The following is a 17,627-nucleotide window of genomic DNA, read 5'->3' as shown; positions in this document are numbered from 1 at the left end:
TCGCTCGCAGACTGTTACTCCTGCGAAGACGCGGCGGGATCACTCCGGCGGTGTGTCACCGAGTGACTCGGCCAAGGTGCGCAGCAGGTCCGCCAACTGCTCGCGGGACGAAATATCCAGAGCCGCAAGCATTCGCTGTTCGTTCGCCATGTGGCGGGGCAGCAGGTCGTCGATCAGCGCTCGGCCCGGTTCGGTGAGCTGGACCCGGATGGCCCTGCGGTCTTCCGGGCAGGGCTTGCGCTCGACGAGTCCCTTGGCCTCCAGCCGGTCTATGCGGTTGGTGATCGCGCCGGAGGTCACCATGGCGACCTTGATCAGCGCGCCCGCGGTGAGTCCGTCGGCACCGCCGGAACGGCGCAACGTGGCCAGCACGTCGAATTCCCAGAATTCCATGCCGAATTCGCCGAAGAAGCGTTTGAGGTCCTGTTCGACCAGCCGTGCCAGCCGCTGGATCCGGCCGAGCACGAGCATCGGCGAAACGTCGACCTCGGGCCGCTCCCGGTGCCAGTGCGCCACGAACAGGTCCACCGCGTCCGACATCGCAATCCTCTCTGTGCAAAGAATCTCAATGTTCATCTACTTGACGACGAGACAAGAGCCGGAGTAGATATCTGAACGTTGAGATTATCAATGAGGAGTCAGACATGACGACACGCACCGCCGGACCGGCCGACGCCTCGGTCGCGGGCACCTTGGCGCTCACCGCCCTCACCCCGGTCGTCTGGGGTTCCACCTACGCCGTCACCACTGAATTCCTGCCGCCGGACCGCCCGCTGTTCACAGCGCTAATGCGTGCTCTGCCCGCGGGTCTGGCGCTGCTCGCCCTTACTCGCGTGCTGCCCCGCGGGCAGTGGATCGGCCGCTCTGCGGTGCTCGGCATCCTCAATATCGGTGCGTTCTTCCCGCTGCTGTTCCTGGCGGCCTACCGCCTACCCGGTGGCGTCGCGGGCGTGCTCGGCGCCGTCGCGCCGCTCTTCGCGCTCGTCATCGCGACCGTCGCCCTGAGCGAAAAGCCCAGCGGCCGCAAGCTGCTCGCCGGAGTGATCGGCGTAGTCGGCGTCGCCCTCGTCGTGCTGCGTGCCAACGCGCAACTCGACACCGTCGGTGTGCTCGCCGGTCTCGCGGGCGCGGCGTCGATGGCCGCGGGCACCGTGCTGACCAAGAAGTGGGGGCGTCCCGACGACGTCGGCCCGCTGGCCATGACCGGCTGGCAGCTCACCGCGGGCGGTGTGTTCATCGCGCCGTTGGCACTGCTCGTGGAGGGCGCTCCGCCCGCGCTGGACGCCGAAGCCGTCGGCGGCTACCTCTACCTCGGCGTGGTCGGGACGGCGGTTGCCTACTGGCTCTGGTTCCGCGGCATCGCGAAGGTGCCCGCCACTTCGGTGGCCTTCCTCGGCTTGCTCAGCCCGGTGTCCGCCGCGGTGATCGGGTGGGTCGCGCTCGGGCAGGCGCTCACCGCGCTACAGGTGCTCGGCATGGTGATCGCGCTGGGCGGGACCCTGCTCGGCCAGACGGTAGGTGCTCCGAAGGCTGCGGTCGGCCCCGTCGCATCCCCCGTCTCGGCCGAGTCCGCTCCGGCGTCGCGCTGACTACCGGAACCCCGGCGAATAAGCCTTGACCTTGACGTAACGTCAACTTGCATGCTGGTTACACCGACGAGACAAGAAGGGAGAACGCGGTCATGACCATGGTCACCGGGGAATGGTCCATTCAGGATCTGGCGAAGGCGGCCGGTACCACCAGTCGCACGCTGCGCCACTACGGGCAGCTCGGGCTGTTGCCGCCCAGCCGGATCGGCGCCAACGGGTATCGCTACTACGACCAGGACTCCCTCGTGCGGCTGCAACGCATCCTGCTGCTGCGAGAACTCGGCCTCGGCCTGCCGGTCATCGCCGAAGTCCTTGCCGGAGAACAGGACACCGCCGCCGCGCTGCGCACGCACCTGGACTTGCTACGGCAGGAACAGGATCGGATCCGGCGCCAGATCGAGTCGGTGCAATCCACGCTGCACAAGACGGAAAGAGGTGAACAACTCGTGGCAGCAGAAGTTTTCGACGGCTTCGACCACACGAAGTACAAGGACGAGGTGATCGAACGCTGGGGCAAAGAGGCCTACGAGAGCGGCGACCGCTGGTGGCGCTCGATGTCCGACGCGGACAAGAAGGCCTTCCAGCAGACCCATCTCGACATCGCCGCCGACTACGGCCGGGCGCACGCGGACGGGGTCGCGGTGGACAGCGACGAGGTGCAGGCCATCGTCCAGCGCCACTTCGACTGGATCGGCGTCGGCTGGCAGGGGCGGGACGTGGTGAAGGAAGCCTTCATCGGCTTGGGCGAGATGTACGTCGCCGACCCGCGTTTCGCGGTGAACTACGACGTGCACGGCGCGGGCACCGCGGAATTCGTGCGTGACGCGATGAAGGTCTACGCCGAGCGGAACCTGTAGATCACACCTGACCGACGGCCGGTGCGCGGAGGATGCGTACCGGCCGTCATTCATTGGGGCGCATGATGAAGGTGCGTCTTTGGGATCGATCATCGGGTGGGCGCGGAGTAACGGCTACTGTCCGGCAGGCATCCATCCGTCCCCACCGAAGGATCGGCCACCATTCATCGGCACCGCGGCCACGATCGCGTTACTGGCGGGAAGGTGCTTTCGCTCGGCGTGACACCGGGGGCCGAAGCGCGCCGCCGCTACGTCCGATCGTTGCTGCCGGGTGCACGCCCGAGCGCGTGCATCAGCTGATCCTCGGTGATCGGGGGAACGGGCAGCGGATGGGCGGCCTCCGCGCGCAGGCCGTCGAGCACCAAGGCGAGGTTGCGGCGCCAGGCTTCGGGGGCGATGTGGCCGGTCGCCTCCACGATCCGGGTGTGCGACCAAGTGATGAAAGCGATGTCCTCGAGCACCCAGTCGGGGCGCAGCACCCCCGCTTCCTGGGCGCGAGCGATGATCCGGCGCATCAGGCCGTGGCCGTACTCCTGGGCTTGCGCGATGGCACGGCTGGGAGCCAGCCGGACGGCGAGCTCGCTGAGCAGGCGGTCGGAGGCTTGCCGCGCGCAGACCTGTTCCACCAGGTAGACGAACGACTGCCACGGGTCATCGATGGCCAGCGCGGCTTCGGCGATACGACTACCCGCCTCGATCCGGTCCTCGACGGCGGCGGCGATGAGGTCGTCGCGGGTGGGGAAGCGGTTGTAAAGCGTGCCGATGGCGACCCCGGCGCGGGCGGCGATCTCCTTCAGCGGCGCGTCTAGGCCGCGTTCCTCGAAGACGGCGCGCGCCGCCGTCACGAGCGCGTCCCTGTTGCGCTGGGCGTCGCTGCGTAACGGCTTGTCCACGGGCCGATCCTACAAATCCGGCTTCCCGGAATAAGTTGAGCATAGGTTCAAGTTACTGCTATCGTCGGCATGAACTTGAACCATCTCTCAACTTAATCAGGAGTGGCAATGTCCAAGACCATCGCGATCTTCGGGTACGGCCCCGGTCTCGGCGTCGGCACCGGACGCCGATTCGGACGCGAAGGATTCCGGGTGGCCGTCATCGGGCGCGATCCCGGCAAAGCGCAGCGGCACGCGGCCGAGCTGACGGCCGAGGGCGTCGAGGCTGCCGCCTTCCCCGCGGACGTCACGGATCCGGCGCAGGTCACCACCGTGATCGAGACGATCGAGGAGACCTTCGGCCCCATCGATGTGGCGATGCACGGCGCGGCAGGCAATATGGCCGACCGGACTCCGTCCACGCTGGAAGTGGACGTCGCGGCCCTCGAGATTCCGCTCGCGCTGAAGCTGCACTCGCCGATCCTGGTGACGAAGGCGCTGGTGCCGGGCATGGTGCAGCGCGGTTCGGGTGCGCTGCTGTTCTCCTCGGGCTCCTCCGAGCAGCTCCCGCTGCCCTACCTGTCCAACTTCGGCATCGCGCTCGCCGCACAGCGCGGCTACCTGCGTCAGCTCGCCGTCGAACTCGCGGGCACCGGCGTCTACGTCGGGCTGCTCAACATCGGTGCGCTGATCAACGGAAGCAAGGCCGCGCAGATCGTCGACGAGCGCCCGGAGCTCGTCCCCGATGGTGTCGAGATCGTGCGGATCGACCCCGACGAGCTCGGCGACCACTACTGGCGGCTGTACACCGAGCGGGACAAGGTCGAGCTCGACGTGGGCTTCGCGGCCTGAGCGTCGACCCGGGAAACTGGCAAGAGCCCTTGATCGAGCGCCGGATCGGTGCGCGGCGTGCCGCGCGGAGCGGCAGGCAGTCGAGACGGCCGGACAGTGAACAGCTGCTCGGTTGCGGTCACCCGCCCTTTCGGCAAACGTCCGGCGAAATTCGGAGGTCCCCGGTGTGAAACCAGGCCGGGAAGCAATGCCGTCCGGCACAGGTTCCGACTCCGCCAGGACACCGCGAGGACTTCCGATACTCTGGGCTCCCGTGACCGTCGCATCGTCCCCGGGTAACTCCGTCAATTCCGCCTCACAGTTCGATCTGATCGTCGTCGGCTCCGGATTCTTCGGGCTGACCGTTGCCGAACGCGCCGCCACCGTGCTGGGTAAACGGGTTCTGGTGATCGAGCGCCGCCACCACATCGGCGGCAACGCCTACTCCGAGCCGGATCCGGAAACCGGGATCGAGATCCACAAGTACGGCGCGCACCTGTTCCACACGTCGAACAAGCGGGTCTGGGACTACGTCACGCAGTTCACCGAGTTCACCGGGTACCAGCACCGCGTGTTCGCGATGCACAAAGGGCAGGCCTATCAGTTCCCGATGGGCCTGGGTCTGGTCTCCCAGTTCTTCGGCCGCTACTTCTCGCCGGAAGAAGCGCGCAAGCTGATCGCGGAGCAGGCGTCGGAGATCGAGACCAAGGACGCGCAGAACCTCGAGGAGAAGGCCATCTCGCTGATCGGCCGCCCGCTCTACGAGGCGTTCGTGCGCGACTACACCGCCAAGCAGTGGCAGACCGACCCCAAGGAGCTGCCCGCGGGCAACATCACCCGCCTGCCGGTCCGGTACACCTTCGACAACCGCTACTTCAACGACACCTACGAGGGCCTGCCCCGCGAGGGCTACACGAAGTGGCTGGAGAACATGGCCGCCTCCGACCTGATCGAGGTGCGGCTGAACACCGACTGGTTCGAGGTCCGTGAGCAGTTGCGCGCCGAGAGCCCGGACGCGCCGGTCGTCTACACCGGCCCGCTGGACCGCTACTTCGACTACAGCGAGGGCGAGCTGGGCTGGCGCACCATCGATTTCGAAACCGAGGTGCTGCCGGTCGGCGACTTCCAGGGCACCTCGGTGATGAACTACAACGACGCGGACGTGCCCTACACCCGCATCATCGAGCCGCGCCACTTCCATCCGGAGCGCGGCTACCCCACCGACAAGACCGTGATCATGCGGGAGTACTCCCGGTTCGCGCAGACCGGCGACGAACCGTACTACCCGATCAACACCCCGGAAGACCGCGCGAAACTGCTGGCCTACCGCGAGCTGGCCAAGAAGGAGACCGAGACGGCGAAGGTCGTCTTCGGCGGCAGGCTCGGCACCTACCAGTATCTGGACATGCACATGGCGATCGGCAGCGCGCTGAGCGCGTTCGACAACGTGCTGCGTCCACACCTGGAAGACGGCGCGCCGCTGGTGGCCGGCGAGGAGGCATAGGAGCGGAATGACCTCGCAATCCATCTTGGCCGACCAGACCACCGAGACCCGCGCGAAGTCGCTGCTACAGCGCATCATCCTGCCCCGCCCCGGCGAACCACTGGACGTGCGCACCCTCTACGTCGAGGAGTCGGCCACCAACGCCCGGCGCGCGCACGCCACCACCCGCACCTCGCTGTCCATCGGCGCGGAGTCCGAAGTCTCGTTCTGCACCTACTTCAACGCGCTGCCCGCGAGCTACTGGCGGCGCTGGAGCATCCTGTCGTCGGTGGTGCTCCGGCTGGAGCTGGCCGGCCACGGCCGGGTCGACATGTACCGCTCCAAGGCCGACGGCTCGCGCATCCACGTGCAGGGCAAGGAGTTCGCGGTCGCCGGCGGCGCCGACTCGGTGGTCGTGGAATTCGAGACCGACCTCGGCCCGTTCGAGGACGGCGGCTGGATCTGGTTCGACATCACCACCGACACGGCGGTCACGCTGCTGTCCGGCGGCTGGTACGCACCGGTCGAGGCGCCCGGCGACGGCAGCATCGCGGTCGGCATGCCCACCTTCAACCGGCCCACCGACGCGGTGAAGACCCTGGCCGCCCTCGGCTCGGACCCGCTGGTGCTGGAGAAGATCAAGACCGTCATCATTCCCGACCAGGGCACCAAGAAGGTGGTGGACGAGCCCGGTTTCGCGGAATCGGCCGCGGCGCTCGGCGGCAGGCTGGCCATCCACGACCAGCCCAACCTCGGCGGTTCCGGCGGTTACAGCCGGGTCATGTACGAGGCGCTGAAGACCACCGACGCCGAGTACATCGTCTACATGGACGACGACATCGAGATCGAGCCGGACTCGATCCTGCGCGCGCTGGCCTTCGCCCGGTTCGCCAAGTCGCCCGTGCTGGTCGGCGGCCAGATGCTCAACCTGCAGGAGCGCTCGCACCTGCACGTGATGGGTGAAGTCGTCGACCGCGGCATCTTCATGTGGACCGCGGCGCCGAACGTCGAATACGACCACGACTTCTCGAAGCACCCGCTCAAGGACCGGGACAACTCGAAGCTGCTGCACCGGCGCATCGACGTCGACTTCAACGGCTGGTGGACCTGCGTCATCCCGCGCCGCGTCGCCGAGGAACTCGGCCAGCCGCTGCCGCTGTTCTTGAAATGGGACGACGCGGAGTACGGTCTGCGCGCCCGTGCCGCCGGGTATCCCACCGTCACGCTGCCCGGCGCGGCCGTGTGGCACATGGCCTGGAGCGACAAAGACGACGCCATCGACTGGCAGGCGTACTTCCACCTGCGCAACCGCTTGGTGGTCGCCTCGCTGCACCTGCCGGGCAACGGTCGCGGCATGGTCGTCAACACGGTCAAAGCGACCTTGAAGCACCTGCTCTGCCTGGAGTATTCGACGGTCGCGATCCAGAACCTGGCCATCCGCGACTTCCTCGCCGGGCCCGAGCGGTTGTTCCAGTTGCTGCCGAGCGCCCTGGGCGCGGTGCACGAGCTGCGCAGGCAGTACCCGGACGCGGTGATCCTGCCCTCGTCCACCGAACTTCCGCTGGCCAGTCACCTCGGCGTCGGCGCGGTGGGCGAACCCGCCAACCCGATCGCCAAGGTGGTCCGGCTGGCCAAGGGCGTGCTGCACAACGTCCGCCCCGCGCGCGCCGAGCACCACGAGACTCCGCAGCTGAACGTGCCGACGCTGGACGCGCGGTGGTTCCTGCTCTCCCAGGTCGACGGCGTCACCGTCACCACGGCGGACGGCCGCGGCGTCGTCTACCGCAAGCGTGATCCGCGCCAGGCGCTCGGCCTGTTCAAAGAAGCCATGCGCCTGCGCAAGGAGCTGGCCGACCGCTTCCCGGAGATGCAGCAGCGCTACCGTGCCGCCCACCCGCAGCTGACCAGCACCGCGGCGTGGGAGAAAGTCTTCGGCATCGACACGAAGGATGGACAGCAGTGAGTCTCGGAGCGAGCGCGGCCGACGACGCGGCGGTGCACCTGCCGCCGCAGAGCGCGAACGGCCACGGCGGCCCGGTGTCCGCGGAACCCACGCAGCCGCAGGCAGCGCCGCCCGAGGTCGCGATCATCAACGCCGTGCAGGCCACGCTCGGGAGCAAGCCCGCCGTGGTGTCCGCCGCCCGGAGCATGTCGCACTTCGGCGAGCACGCGCTCGGCTGGGTCGGCATCGCGGCGGCCGGTTGGTTGCTGGACAAGCCGCGGCGCAGGCAGTGGGCCGGTGTCGCGGTCGGCGCGGTCGGTGCGCACGCGGCCTCGATCGTCATCAAGCGCGTCGTCCGGCGGCCGCGCCCGAACGATCCGTCGGTGCAGGTCAACGTCGGAACGCCGAGCAAACTGAGTTTCCCGTCCTCGCACGCGACCTCGACTACGGCGGCGGCCGTGTTGCTCGGCAGATTGACCGGGCTACCCTTGCCTGCGGTGCTCGTTCCCCCGATGCTGCTTTCCCGAGTGGTCCTGGGGGTGCACTATCCCTCTGACGTGCTCGCCGGTTCCGCGCTCGGTGCCGCGTCCGCCGCCGCCCTGCTCGCCGCCGAAAAGAGACTCGACAGTGACCGGACAAGAAAGAGCCTTGGTTGACATGAGTGAAGAGCCGACCGGCGCCGACCTGGCCGAGGCGGTTGTCAAGGGCCCGCCCAAGACGCTGGCCGGGGGTCTGATCAAGGCTGTCCGTCCGCGGCAATGGGTCAAGAACGTCCTGGTGCTCGCCGCACCGCTGGCCGCGGGTACGGCCACCGAGGTGGATGTGCTCGCGCACGTCGGCATCGCCTTCGTGGTGTTCTGCGCGGCTGCCTCCGGCATCTACCTGGTGAACGACGCGCTCGACGTCGAAGCCGACCGGGCGCATCCGACCAAGCGTTTCCGGCCGATCGCCGCGGGCGTCGTCCCGGTGAACATGGCATACCTGCTGGCGATGGTGCTGCTGGCCGGATCCATCGCGGGATCGTTCCTCGCGTCGTGGCATCTCGCCGTGGTGATGGCGGTGTACATCGGCATCCAGCTGGCGTACTGCTTCGGCCTCAAGCACCAAGCCGTGCTGGACATCTGCATCGTGTCCTCGGGCTTCCTGCTGCGCGCCGTGGCCGGTGGCGCGGCCGCGAACATCGACCTGTCGCAGTGGTTCCTGCTGATCATGGCCTTCGGCTCGCTGTTCATGGCGGCCGGCAAGCGCTACGCGGAACTGCAGATCGCGCTGGGCACCGGCGCCAAGATCCGCAAGTCGCTGGAGTACTACACGCCGACCTACCTGCGCTTCATCTGGACCCTGGCCGCGACGGCGGTCGTGGTCTTCTACGGGTTGTGGGCGTTCCAGCAGGACGGCCTCAAACACACCAACTGGTTCGCGATCTCGATGATCCCGTTTACCATCGCAATCCTGCGTTACGCGGTCGACGTCGATGGCGGCGAGGCCGGTGAACCCGAAGAGATCGCGCTGGGGGACCGCGTCCTGCAGTTCCTCGCAATTGCCTGGATCGGAGCGGTAGGTGTCGCTGTCTATCTCACCTGACGAGATGCTGGTAGCGGGGCGAACGGAATACGCGGGGGAGCGGCCTGCCGATGAGGCGGCGCGCTCCCAGTCGCGCTTCGCTCGCCTATCCAAAGCCACTTTCGTCGGTGGGATCGCACTCGCCGTCGTCCTTTTCGCGGTCGGAGGCTGGCAGCGGCGCTGGATCGCCGACGACGGCCTCATCGTGTTGCGCACTGTGCGCAATCTGCTTGCGGGCAACGGTCCCGTCTTCAACGCGGGCGAGCGCGTCGAAGCGAATACCAGCACGGCGTGGACGTATCTGGTGTGGTTCTTCAGCTGGCTCACTCAGGCGCGGCTGGAGTACGTGGTGCTCGCCGCCGCGCTCACGGTGTCGCTGGCGGCGGTCGTGTTCGCCATGCTGGGCTCGGCGCGGCTGTGGGGCGGGACCCGAGCCGGACTGTTGCTGCCCGCGGGCGTGCTGGTCTACATCTCGCTGCCCCCGGCCCGCGATTACGTCACCTCCGGACTGGAGAGCGGTCTGGTGATCTGCTGGATCGGCTTGCTGTGGTGGCAGCTGATGCGGTGGAGCCAGGCGAAATCGGTCCGGCTGCCCGGTCTGCTCGGCCTGGTCTTCCTCGCCGGGCTCGCCCCGCTGATCCGTCCCGAGATGACGCTGGTCGGCGCCTTCGCACTGCTGATGATCTTCCTGGCACCCATGCCGGAGAGCAGGCTGCGCCCGATCGTGCTGCGTGCGGGGATCGTCGCCGTGGCCGGTCTGGTCCCGATGGGTTATCAGATCTGGCGCATGGGCTACTACGGCCTGCCCTACCCGAACACCGCCGTCGCGAAGGACGCGGGCGGCGCCAAATGGGGCCAGGGCTTCACCTACCTCTGGGATCTGGTCGGCCCGTACTTCCTGTGGGTGCCGCTGCTGGTGTTGCTGATCGCCGGTGTGGCCGCAGCTCGGACGCGGGCGAACCGGACGATGAAGGCCGAGCGTGACGAGGCGCGCGGCTGGTCCATCGGCCGGGTCAGGAATTGGCTGCGGTCACCGGGCGCGGTGGTCACCATGGTTCTGGTCAGCGGGTTCCTGCTGACGGTGTACGCGCTGCGGGTCGGCGGCGACTTCATGCACGGCCGGATGCTGCTTCCGCAGCTGTTCCTGTTCCTGCTCCCGGTCGCGGTGCTGCCGATCCGGATGCCTGTGGGCGGTGTCCGCGCGACGACGGCGGACTGGTCCTTCGCGGTGCTCGCCGTCGCGCTCGTCGGCACGGCGGGTTGGGCGCTGTTCGCGGCGAGCACCACCGCCATCAAGACCGGTACCAAGATCACCTCGACCGGCATCGTGGACGAGCGGATCTACTACGTGCTCAACACCGGTCACGACCATCCGATCCTGGCCGAGGACTACCTGGACTACCCGCGCGTGCGCGCGATGGTCAACGACATCGCGGCCAACCCGAACGGCGGTCTGCTGCTGAACTCGCCGTCGTTCATGTTCTGGTACATCGCTCCGCCGCCGCAGCCCATCCCGGTCGGCGGGGCCGGGCACACGGTCTACTTCCTCAATCTGGGCATGACCAGCATGAACGTCCCGCTGGACGTGCACGTGATCGACCCGATGGGCCTGGCCTACCCGCTGGCCGCGCACACCGACCGGCTCACCGACGGCCGGATCGGGCACGACAAGAGCCTGTACCCGGACTGGGTCGTCGTGGACACCGGCATGGTCGACAAGAAGCCGTGGATGCCCTGGTACCTGGACGAGAAGTGGGTGACCCAGGCGCGTACCGCGATGTCGTGCCCGGACACCCAGGCCCTGCTGATCTCCTCCCGCGACCCGCTCACCTTCGAGCGCTTCCGGCACAACCTGCGCAACGCGCTTCGGTTCGCGAAGTACCGCATCGACCGGGTGCCGAAGTACGAGATCCAGCGCTGCGGGCTGGTCGATCCGTTCCCGCAACCGGTCGCGCCGCGCTGAACTGCCGAGGATGGGCCCGACCGAGCACGTTGCGCCGGGCCCATCGTGCGAGTCCGATAAAGTGGTGTACGCCGCTTTATCTCTTTTTGATAACGTCCGCGCGTCGATACCGATATACGCTACGACCGTAGGCCCGGCCGTGGCGTCCACCGGTCGTGGGCATAGGCGGGTTACCGTGTGGACGGCTTGCCGCTGTCGCTTGTGGAACGAAAGGCTGAAACTGATGCGAGGCGTGATCGGGCGTCGTCTGAATACTCGAAGAGCAGGCTCCTGGCTCAAGCGGTCCATGCTGGTATCGCTGGCTGTTCTGCTACCGCTCGGGGTGTCGGTGGCAGGTCCTGCCGCCCCGGCGTCCGCCGCGTTCAATCCGGACGGTTTCGACTTCTGGGTCGATTCCGAAATGGGGCCGATCAAGTCGCGCATCTTCCGTGCCGCCGACGGCAACACCGGGCGCGTGGTGTACGCGCTGGACGGCATGCGGGCGCGCAACGATCTCAGCGGCTGGGAGATCGACACCGAGGTCGCACGCGAGCTGACCAAGTGGAACATCAACGTGGTCATGCCGGTCGGCGGTCAATCCAGCTTCTACGCCGACTGGAACGGTCCCAGCGACTTCTTCGGTCTCGGCAGTGCGGGCTCCTCCTCCAGCGGTTCGGCGAACTCGGGCTCGGGCCTGCTGACCGGTTCCGCGGGCGGCCCCGGCAAGTCCAGCACCTACAAGTGGGAAACCTTTCTCACCAAGAACCTGCGCTGGGCCCTGCGCGATCGGCTCGGGTTCAACCCGAACGGCAACGGCGTATTCGGCCTGTCCATGGGCGGCAGCGCCGCGCTCACCCTGGCGGCCTACCACCCCGACCAGTTCCGTTACGCCGGTTCGTACTCCGGGTACCTGAACGTCTCCGCGCCGGGCATGCGCGAGGCGCTGCGCGTCGCCATGCTGGATGCGGGCGGCTACAACATCGACGCCATGGCGCCCCCGTGGGGCCCGCAGTGGCTGCGGATGGACCCGTTCGTTTTCGCGCCGCGGCTGAAGGCCAACAACACCCGTCTGTGGGTTTCCGCGGGTAGCGGTCTGCCGAGCGCGGCCGACGGCCTGAGCTTCAACACGCTCAACGCGATGGGACTCGAGGCGCTGGCGCTGGCCAACACTCGCGCGTTCCAGGTTCGGATGCTGACGCTCGGCGCGGGCAATGTCACCTATGACTTCCCTGCCGTTGGTGTGCACAACTGGAACTACTGGGCCGACGAGGTCTATCGGATGATCCCGGACCTGTCGGCGAACATCGGGTAAGTAAGCGGTAAAGCGAAACCACCGACCGCCCTGTGCCTCTAGTGCAGGGCGGGCGGTCTTTTTCTGCGGGCGTCCTGGATTTCCCTCGCAACGAATACGAAGACGAAACGCCTCGGTAGTTGTGCACCGGATCACTATCCAGCAACATGAAGGCATTCGTTCCCGATTGATACGTGAACCGCATGCATCGAGGTCGATTCGTCCGTTTTGTGACTGACGTCGGTATCGGTGTCCGATGAGGGGGCCGGTGAAGGTCGCTAGATGTTTGCCGAGCAGGTCGCCCAAGGGAAAGGTCGAATGTGATGGGAAGTGCGCGCTGGAAACGCGGTCCCGGTAGGTCTCGATCCACCGGTTCGTGGTTGCGGCGGTTCGTTCTCGGTGTCGCCGTGGCAGTGCTGTTACCGCTCGGAACGACCATCGCGGGTATCGGCGCCCCGGCATCGGCGGCATTCAACCCCGCCGCCTTCGACTTCTGGGTCGATTCGCCCATGGGACCGATCAAGTCGCGGATTCTGCGCGCCGCGGACGGCAACACCCGTCGCGTCGCCTATGTGCTGGACGGCATGCGGGCCCCGGAGAACCTGAACGGCTGGGAGATCGAGACCAACATCCCGGACGTCCTCGCCCGGAACAACATCAACGTGGTCATGCCGGTCGGCGGCATGTCGAGTTTCTACGCCGACTGGAACGCGGCGAGCGAGTTCTTCGGCGTCCCGGCGGGCTCTGGTTCGAGCACCGGCTCCGGAATACTCGACGGGTTCGCCGGCGGACCGGGCAAGAGCTACCGGTACCAGTGGGAGACGTTCCTGACCGACAACCTGCGCTGGGCGCTGCGCGACCGGCTCGGCTTCAACCCCAACCGTAATGGCGCGTTCGGTCTGTCGATGGGTGGCAGCGCCGCGCTCACCCTGGCGGCCTACCACCCCGATCAGTTCAGCTACGCCGGTTCGTTCTCCGGATACTTGAACATCTCCGCGCCCGGCATGCGTGAGGCGATTCGCGCGGCCATGATGGATGCGGGCGGCTACAACGTCGACTCGATGGCGCCGCCGTGGGGCCCGCAGTGGCTGCGAATGGATCCGTTCGTCTTCGCGCCCAATCTGGTTCGCAACGGCACGCGCCTGTGGATAGCGGCCGCCAGCGGCCTGCCCTCCGCGACCGACCTGCCGAGCTTCAGCACCCTCAACGGCATGGGCCTGGAGACGCTCGCACTGGCGAACACCCGGGCATTCCAGGTCCGGATGGCCACGCTGGGCGGCGGCAACGCCGTCTACTCTTTCCCGCCCTTCGGCATTCACGCCTGGAACAACTGGGCGGATGAGGCAATGCGGATGATTCCGGACATGTCGGCGAACATCGGCTGAGCTGTGTCCGATGTGCGGCGCCTGCGCCGCCGCGTGTCCGCGGCCCCTTGTGGCTCGTGTCTGAGCGACCGCCGCCTGCGACTTCGTCGCGTGCGCGCCGGCCGCTCAGGCACGAGCCGGGCCGCAAACGATCAATGCTTTGTCTTGTTGCGCTCGAAAATGGGAGTCTCGCCTCTTACCTCGAGTGGGCAGCCGCAGGACTTTCCGCCTTCGGTGTCCGGTCGCCGACTGACCGCTGAGCGCAGCCAGTCTCGGCATCGCCAGTTGACTGCATAGTTGCCGCGTGGGTGGGGGCGGCCTCGGTCCTTGGTCGAACGCACCCGTTCGCAGCGGCTATCACAGCAGATCACGGGCTTGATCACGGTTGCGTCTCGTGGTGCGTAGCCTGGTTCGGCTGATGGTGCGCCTTCAAGCCGCCTCCTCATATGTCCACGACCGCCGCTCCGGCAAGATCTCGGGTCGGTGACAGTTCCCGCCAGCGCCCGAATATCTCGGCTTTCAACACGACATCACCCTCTGAACGCGATAAGGTCACCGCACCATTACCTTGCGTGAACGGACGGATATCGACCACTGGAAAGACCCCGACCTTGCTAAAGCGAAGGGCGTCGAATATCGTCCAGCGAGCGCAAGTGTGACCAGATCGTTGTAGCGCCGTCACAGGACCGGATAGTCGGGACCGTGCCCGTGATATGCGTCTCGTTGGCAACACGGGTGCCGCTTCGCCCTACGGGGCGACGAGTGGCACCACAACAGCAGAAAGAGAGCAGGATTCATGCGTTTCGGCAGGGCGGCCGCGCCGAAGAGAACACAGTCGGGACGGCGAGGCGCGCCTCGCGGTTGGCGTAATCGAATTCTGGCTGTCGGTGCCGCCGTACTGGCGCTACCGACCGCCGCCGGACTGGCGACCCCGACTCTCGCCACCGCGGCACCGTCGGCGCATGCGCCGGTGTTGCGGGCACCCGCGGGTGGCTTCGAGGACCTGATGGTTCCCTCGAGCATGGGTCCGATCAAGGTCCAGGTGCAGTGGGCCTCGCGCGGTGGCAGCGCGGCGCTCTACCTGCTCGACGGCCTGCGTGCCCGGGACGATCGCAACGCCTGGTCGTTCGAGACCAACGCGTTGCAGCAGTTCGGCAACGACAACATCACCCTGGTGATGCCGGTCGGCGGCCAGTCCAGCTTCTACACCGACTGGTACGCGCCGTCGAACTTGAACGGCCAGAAGACCACCTACAAGTGGGAGACCTTCCTCACCAAGGAGCTCCCGGCCTTCCTGGAGGGCTACGGCGTTTCGCGCACCAACAACGCGGTCGTCGGCCTGTCCATGGGCGGTAGCGCTGCGCTGGCGCTGGCGGCCTACCACCGCGACCAGTTCAAGTTCGCCGCCTCCTACTCGGGCTACCTGAACATCTCGGCGCCGGGCATGCGCGAGGCGATCCGCATCGCGATGCTCGACGCGGGCCGCTTCAACGTCGACTCGATGGCGGCTCCGTGGAGCTCCCAGTGGCTGCGGATGGACCCCTTCGTGTTCGCGCCGCAGCTGCGCGGCCTGCCGATGTACATCTCGGCGGCCAGCGGCCTGCCGGGCCAGTTCGACCAGCCGAACTCGGCGGTCGGCGTGTACAACACCGGCAACGCGATGGCGCTGGAAGCGCTTTCGCTGGTGAACACCCGGGCGTTCCAGGCTCGCCTGAACTCGCTCGGCATCCCGGCCCGGTTCGACTTCCCGGCCGCGGGCACCCACTCCTGGAAGTACTGGGAGGGCCAGCTGTTCGCCTCGCGCAACATGATCCTGGACGCCACCGGCGGCTGGTGATCTGATTCGCTCCTGACGCGTTCAGGCCGCACCGATCTCGGTGCGGCCTGAATTGCGTTTGGGGGGCTCGACCGAAGCGGACAGAGTTTGCTGTGCAGCGCGTGTCTCGCATGAACGCCGCCGTAACCGGAGTACAAAGCTCATGTGACAGGGATAACGCGCGGTAGCTGGGGCAAATTCGGGCGCCTCGTCGCTCGTTCGGCACGCGGGCGGCTCGCGCTGCTCGCCACCGCCTTGGTGGTCCCGCTAGCCGCGGGCGCGTCGGTTGCCGCTCCCGCCGTCGCGCAGCCCGCCGCGGTGTCGGCCGCGCCGGTCGTGCAGAAGGTCCACTGGCTCAGCGACCGTCGCGTCGCGCTGTGGGTGATCTCGCCGTCCATGGGCGCGCCGATCCAGGTGCAGCTGCTGCTGGCCAGGGACTGGAACGCCAGGCCGGAGGCCCGTTTCCCCATCTTGTTCCTGCTCGACGGCCTGCGCGCCACCGAGGACGAGAGCGGCTGGACGAAAGAGGCCGGGGCGGTCGAGTTCTTCGCCGACAAGAATGTCACCGTCGTGCTTCCGGTCGGCGGCCAGTCCAGCTTCTACTCCGACTGGCTGGAGCCGAACAACGGCCGCAACTACAAGTGGGAGACCTTCCTGACCAAGGAGCTCCCGCCGCTGCTCGAGAGTCAGTGGCGCGCGTCTGATGTGCGGGGCATGGAAGGCCTGTCGATGGGCGGCACGGCCGCGATGTTCCTCGCCGCGCGCAATCCCGGGTTCGTGCGGCACGCCGCGTCCTATTCCGGCTTCCTGACCACGACCACGCTGGGCATGCCGCAGGCCATCCAGTTCGCCATGCGTGACGCGGGCGGTTTCGACTCGGCCGCCATGTGGGGCCCGCCGACGAGCTCGCAATGGGAAGGACACGACCCGTACGCGCTGGCCGACAAACTGCGGGGCGTCAGCCTCTACGTTTCCAGCGGCAGCGGTTCGATCGGTCCCTTCGACCAAGCCTCTTCCATCCCGGGGGTGAGCACCAACTTCGCGGGCATGGGCCTGGAGATCCTGTCCCGGCTCACGTCGCAGAACTTCGTCACCAAACTGGCCAACCTGGCCATTCCGGCGCAGGTGAACTACCGCCCGTCCGGCACCCACTCCTGGCCGTACTGGGACTTCGAGATGCGCCAGTCCTGGCAGCAGGCCGCGACCGCGCTCGGCGTCGACCTCGGCAAGCCCGCCTGCCAGGCGGGCGGCGCGATCGGCGCGGTGACCGCGGCGGCCGGCTGGCTCGGCGAGTGCCTTACCGGCGAATACCCGGTGGCGGGCGGCATTGCCCAGGACTTCGAGGGCGGCCGGGTCTTCTTCGTGCCGGGCAGCGGCGCGTATCCGGTGGGCGGCATGATCGGCGCCGGTTACCAGGCCGCCATGGGCCCCGGCGGCCCGCTGGGGCTGCCGACGGGCGGCGAGCGCGCCCTCGAGGACGGACGCGGCAGGCTGCAGACCTTCCAGCACGGTTCGCTGTACTGGACGCCGCCGACCGGCGCCCAGATGGTCCGCGGCGCGATCCTGGAGGAATGGGGCAAGCAAGGGTTCGAGCGCGGACCCGCGGGCTATCCGACCGCGCCGGAAATCAAGACGCCGCATCGAGACGGCGCCGTGCAGGCGTTCGAGAACGGCCCGTTCTACTACAGTCCGGCCACCGGCGTGCATCGCGTCCAGGGTTTGATCCTGGGCAAGTACGCCCATCTCGGCTACGAGAACAGCCCGCTGGGGTTCCCGGTCGCCGAGGAGCAGCCGCTGAAGGATCTCGGCCGGTTCAGCCGCTTCGAGGGCGGCAACATCTATTGGAGCCCGCTGTCGGGAGCCTGGGCGGTGCGCAACGGTCCGGTACTGGACGCCTGGCACGAGACCGGTTACGAGAACGGCAGACTCGGCTATCCGATCAGCGACGAGTTTCCCATTCCTGGTGGCATGCAGCAGAACTTCCAAGCCGGATTCATCACGGTGCGCAATGGCAAACCAGAAGTCCACGGCATTTGAAACGTCGGTATTCCGTTCGCTGCGAGTCCGCCACCCGCAA

General features: G+C 67.3%; 15 protein-coding genes. 13 read left to right on the top strand and 2 right to left on the bottom strand.

From position 1 onward, the window contains the following. Positions 1 to 39: 39 nt before the first annotated feature. On the bottom strand, positions 40 to 540 hold the full coding sequence (locus IU459_RS12655; protein WP_195129676.1) for a MarR family winged helix-turn-helix transcriptional regulator: 501 nt from the start codon (positions 538 to 540) through the stop codon (positions 40 to 42). 104 nt (positions 541 to 644) lie between these two features. On the opposite strand from IU459_RS12655, the gene IU459_RS12650 reads away from it, so the two are divergent. Next, a complete protein-coding gene (locus IU459_RS12650; protein WP_195129675.1) occupies positions 645 to 1,589 on the top strand; it encodes an EamA family transporter in 945 nt (314 codons plus the stop codon). Between the two features lie 92 nt (positions 1,590 to 1,681). Continuing rightward, positions 1,682 to 2,446 (top strand): MerR family transcriptional regulator, encoded by a 765-nt coding sequence (locus IU459_RS12645; protein ID WP_228837783.1) that lies wholly within the window; start codon positions 1,682 to 1,684, stop codon positions 2,444 to 2,446. A 248-nt stretch (positions 2,447 to 2,694) separates the two neighbouring features. Here the strand turns inward: IU459_RS12645 and IU459_RS12640 are convergent, their stop codons facing one another. Beyond that, a complete protein-coding gene (locus IU459_RS12640) occupies positions 2,695 to 3,339 on the bottom strand; it encodes a TetR/AcrR family transcriptional regulator (protein ID WP_195129674.1) in 645 nt (214 codons plus the stop codon). Positions 3,340 to 3,447: 108 nt separating this feature from the next. Between IU459_RS12640 and IU459_RS12635 the strand changes: the two genes are divergently transcribed. From IU459_RS12635 to IU459_RS12585, 11 genes are all read left to right on the top strand, one after another. Then, entirely contained in the window at positions 3,448 to 4,170 is a 723-nt protein-coding gene (locus tag IU459_RS12635; RefSeq protein WP_195129673.1) for an SDR family NAD(P)-dependent oxidoreductase, read from the top strand. Positions 4,171 to 4,423: 253 nt separating this feature from the next. Beyond that, on the top strand, positions 4,424 to 5,653 hold the full coding sequence (gene glf / locus IU459_RS12630; protein ID WP_195129672.1) for a UDP-galactopyranose mutase: 1,230 nt from the start codon (positions 4,424 to 4,426) through the stop codon (positions 5,651 to 5,653). Positions 5,654 to 5,660: 7 nt separating this feature from the next. After that, positions 5,661 to 7,595: a glycosyltransferase gene (locus tag IU459_RS12625; protein ID WP_195129671.1), complete on the top strand. Its 1,935-nt coding sequence runs from the start codon at positions 5,661 to 5,663 to the stop codon at positions 7,593 to 7,595. Positions 7,596 to 7,669: 74 nt separating this feature from the next. Further along, positions 7,670 to 8,230, top strand: a complete 561-nt coding sequence (locus IU459_RS12620; RefSeq protein WP_195129722.1) for a phosphatase PAP2 family protein — start codon at positions 7,670 to 7,672, stop codon at positions 8,228 to 8,230. Between the two features lies 1 nt (position 8,231). Beyond that, complete coding sequence (locus IU459_RS12615) at positions 8,232 to 9,158, top strand: decaprenyl-phosphate phosphoribosyltransferase (RefSeq protein WP_195129670.1); 927 nt, start codon at positions 8,232 to 8,234, stop codon at positions 9,156 to 9,158. 4 nt (positions 9,159 to 9,162) lie between these two features. Then, on the top strand, positions 9,163 to 11,100 hold the full coding sequence (zomB, locus tag IU459_RS12610; protein ID WP_228837839.1) for a flagellar motor control protein ZomB: 1,938 nt from the start codon (positions 9,163 to 9,165) through the stop codon (positions 11,098 to 11,100). A gap of 223 nt (positions 11,101 to 11,323) precedes the next feature. Continuing rightward, complete coding sequence (locus IU459_RS12605; protein WP_228837782.1) at positions 11,324 to 12,391, top strand: alpha/beta hydrolase; 1,068 nt, start codon at positions 11,324 to 11,326, stop codon at positions 12,389 to 12,391. 302 nt (positions 12,392 to 12,693) lie between these two features. Then, on the top strand, positions 12,694 to 13,755 hold the full coding sequence (locus tag IU459_RS12600; protein WP_195129669.1) for an alpha/beta hydrolase: 1,062 nt from the start codon (positions 12,694 to 12,696) through the stop codon (positions 13,753 to 13,755). A 10-nt stretch (positions 13,756 to 13,765) separates the two neighbouring features. Then, entirely contained in the window at positions 13,766 to 13,819 is a 54-nt protein-coding gene (locus tag IU459_RS40055) for a hypothetical protein (protein WP_369123093.1), read from the top strand. A gap of 711 nt (positions 13,820 to 14,530) precedes the next feature. Next, positions 14,531 to 15,571, top strand: a complete 1,041-nt coding sequence (locus IU459_RS12590; RefSeq protein ID WP_228837781.1) for an alpha/beta hydrolase — start codon at positions 14,531 to 14,533, stop codon at positions 15,569 to 15,571. A gap of 144 nt (positions 15,572 to 15,715) precedes the next feature. Further along, positions 15,716 to 17,587 carry an alpha/beta hydrolase-fold protein gene (locus IU459_RS12585; RefSeq protein WP_440446484.1) on the top strand — a complete coding sequence of 624 codons (1,872 nt, stop codon included), beginning with the start codon at positions 15,716 to 15,718 and terminating at the stop codon, positions 17,585 to 17,587. The last annotated feature ends 40 nt before the right edge of the window (positions 17,588 to 17,627 follow it).

The organism is Nocardia amamiensis, from assembly GCF_015477605.1.
Classification (GTDB): Bacteria; Actinomycetota; Actinomycetes; order Mycobacteriales; family Mycobacteriaceae; genus Nocardia; species Nocardia amamiensis_A.
The sequence above is the reverse complement of the archived record's forward strand: the minus strand, read 5'-3'. Positions and strand labels throughout refer to the sequence as shown.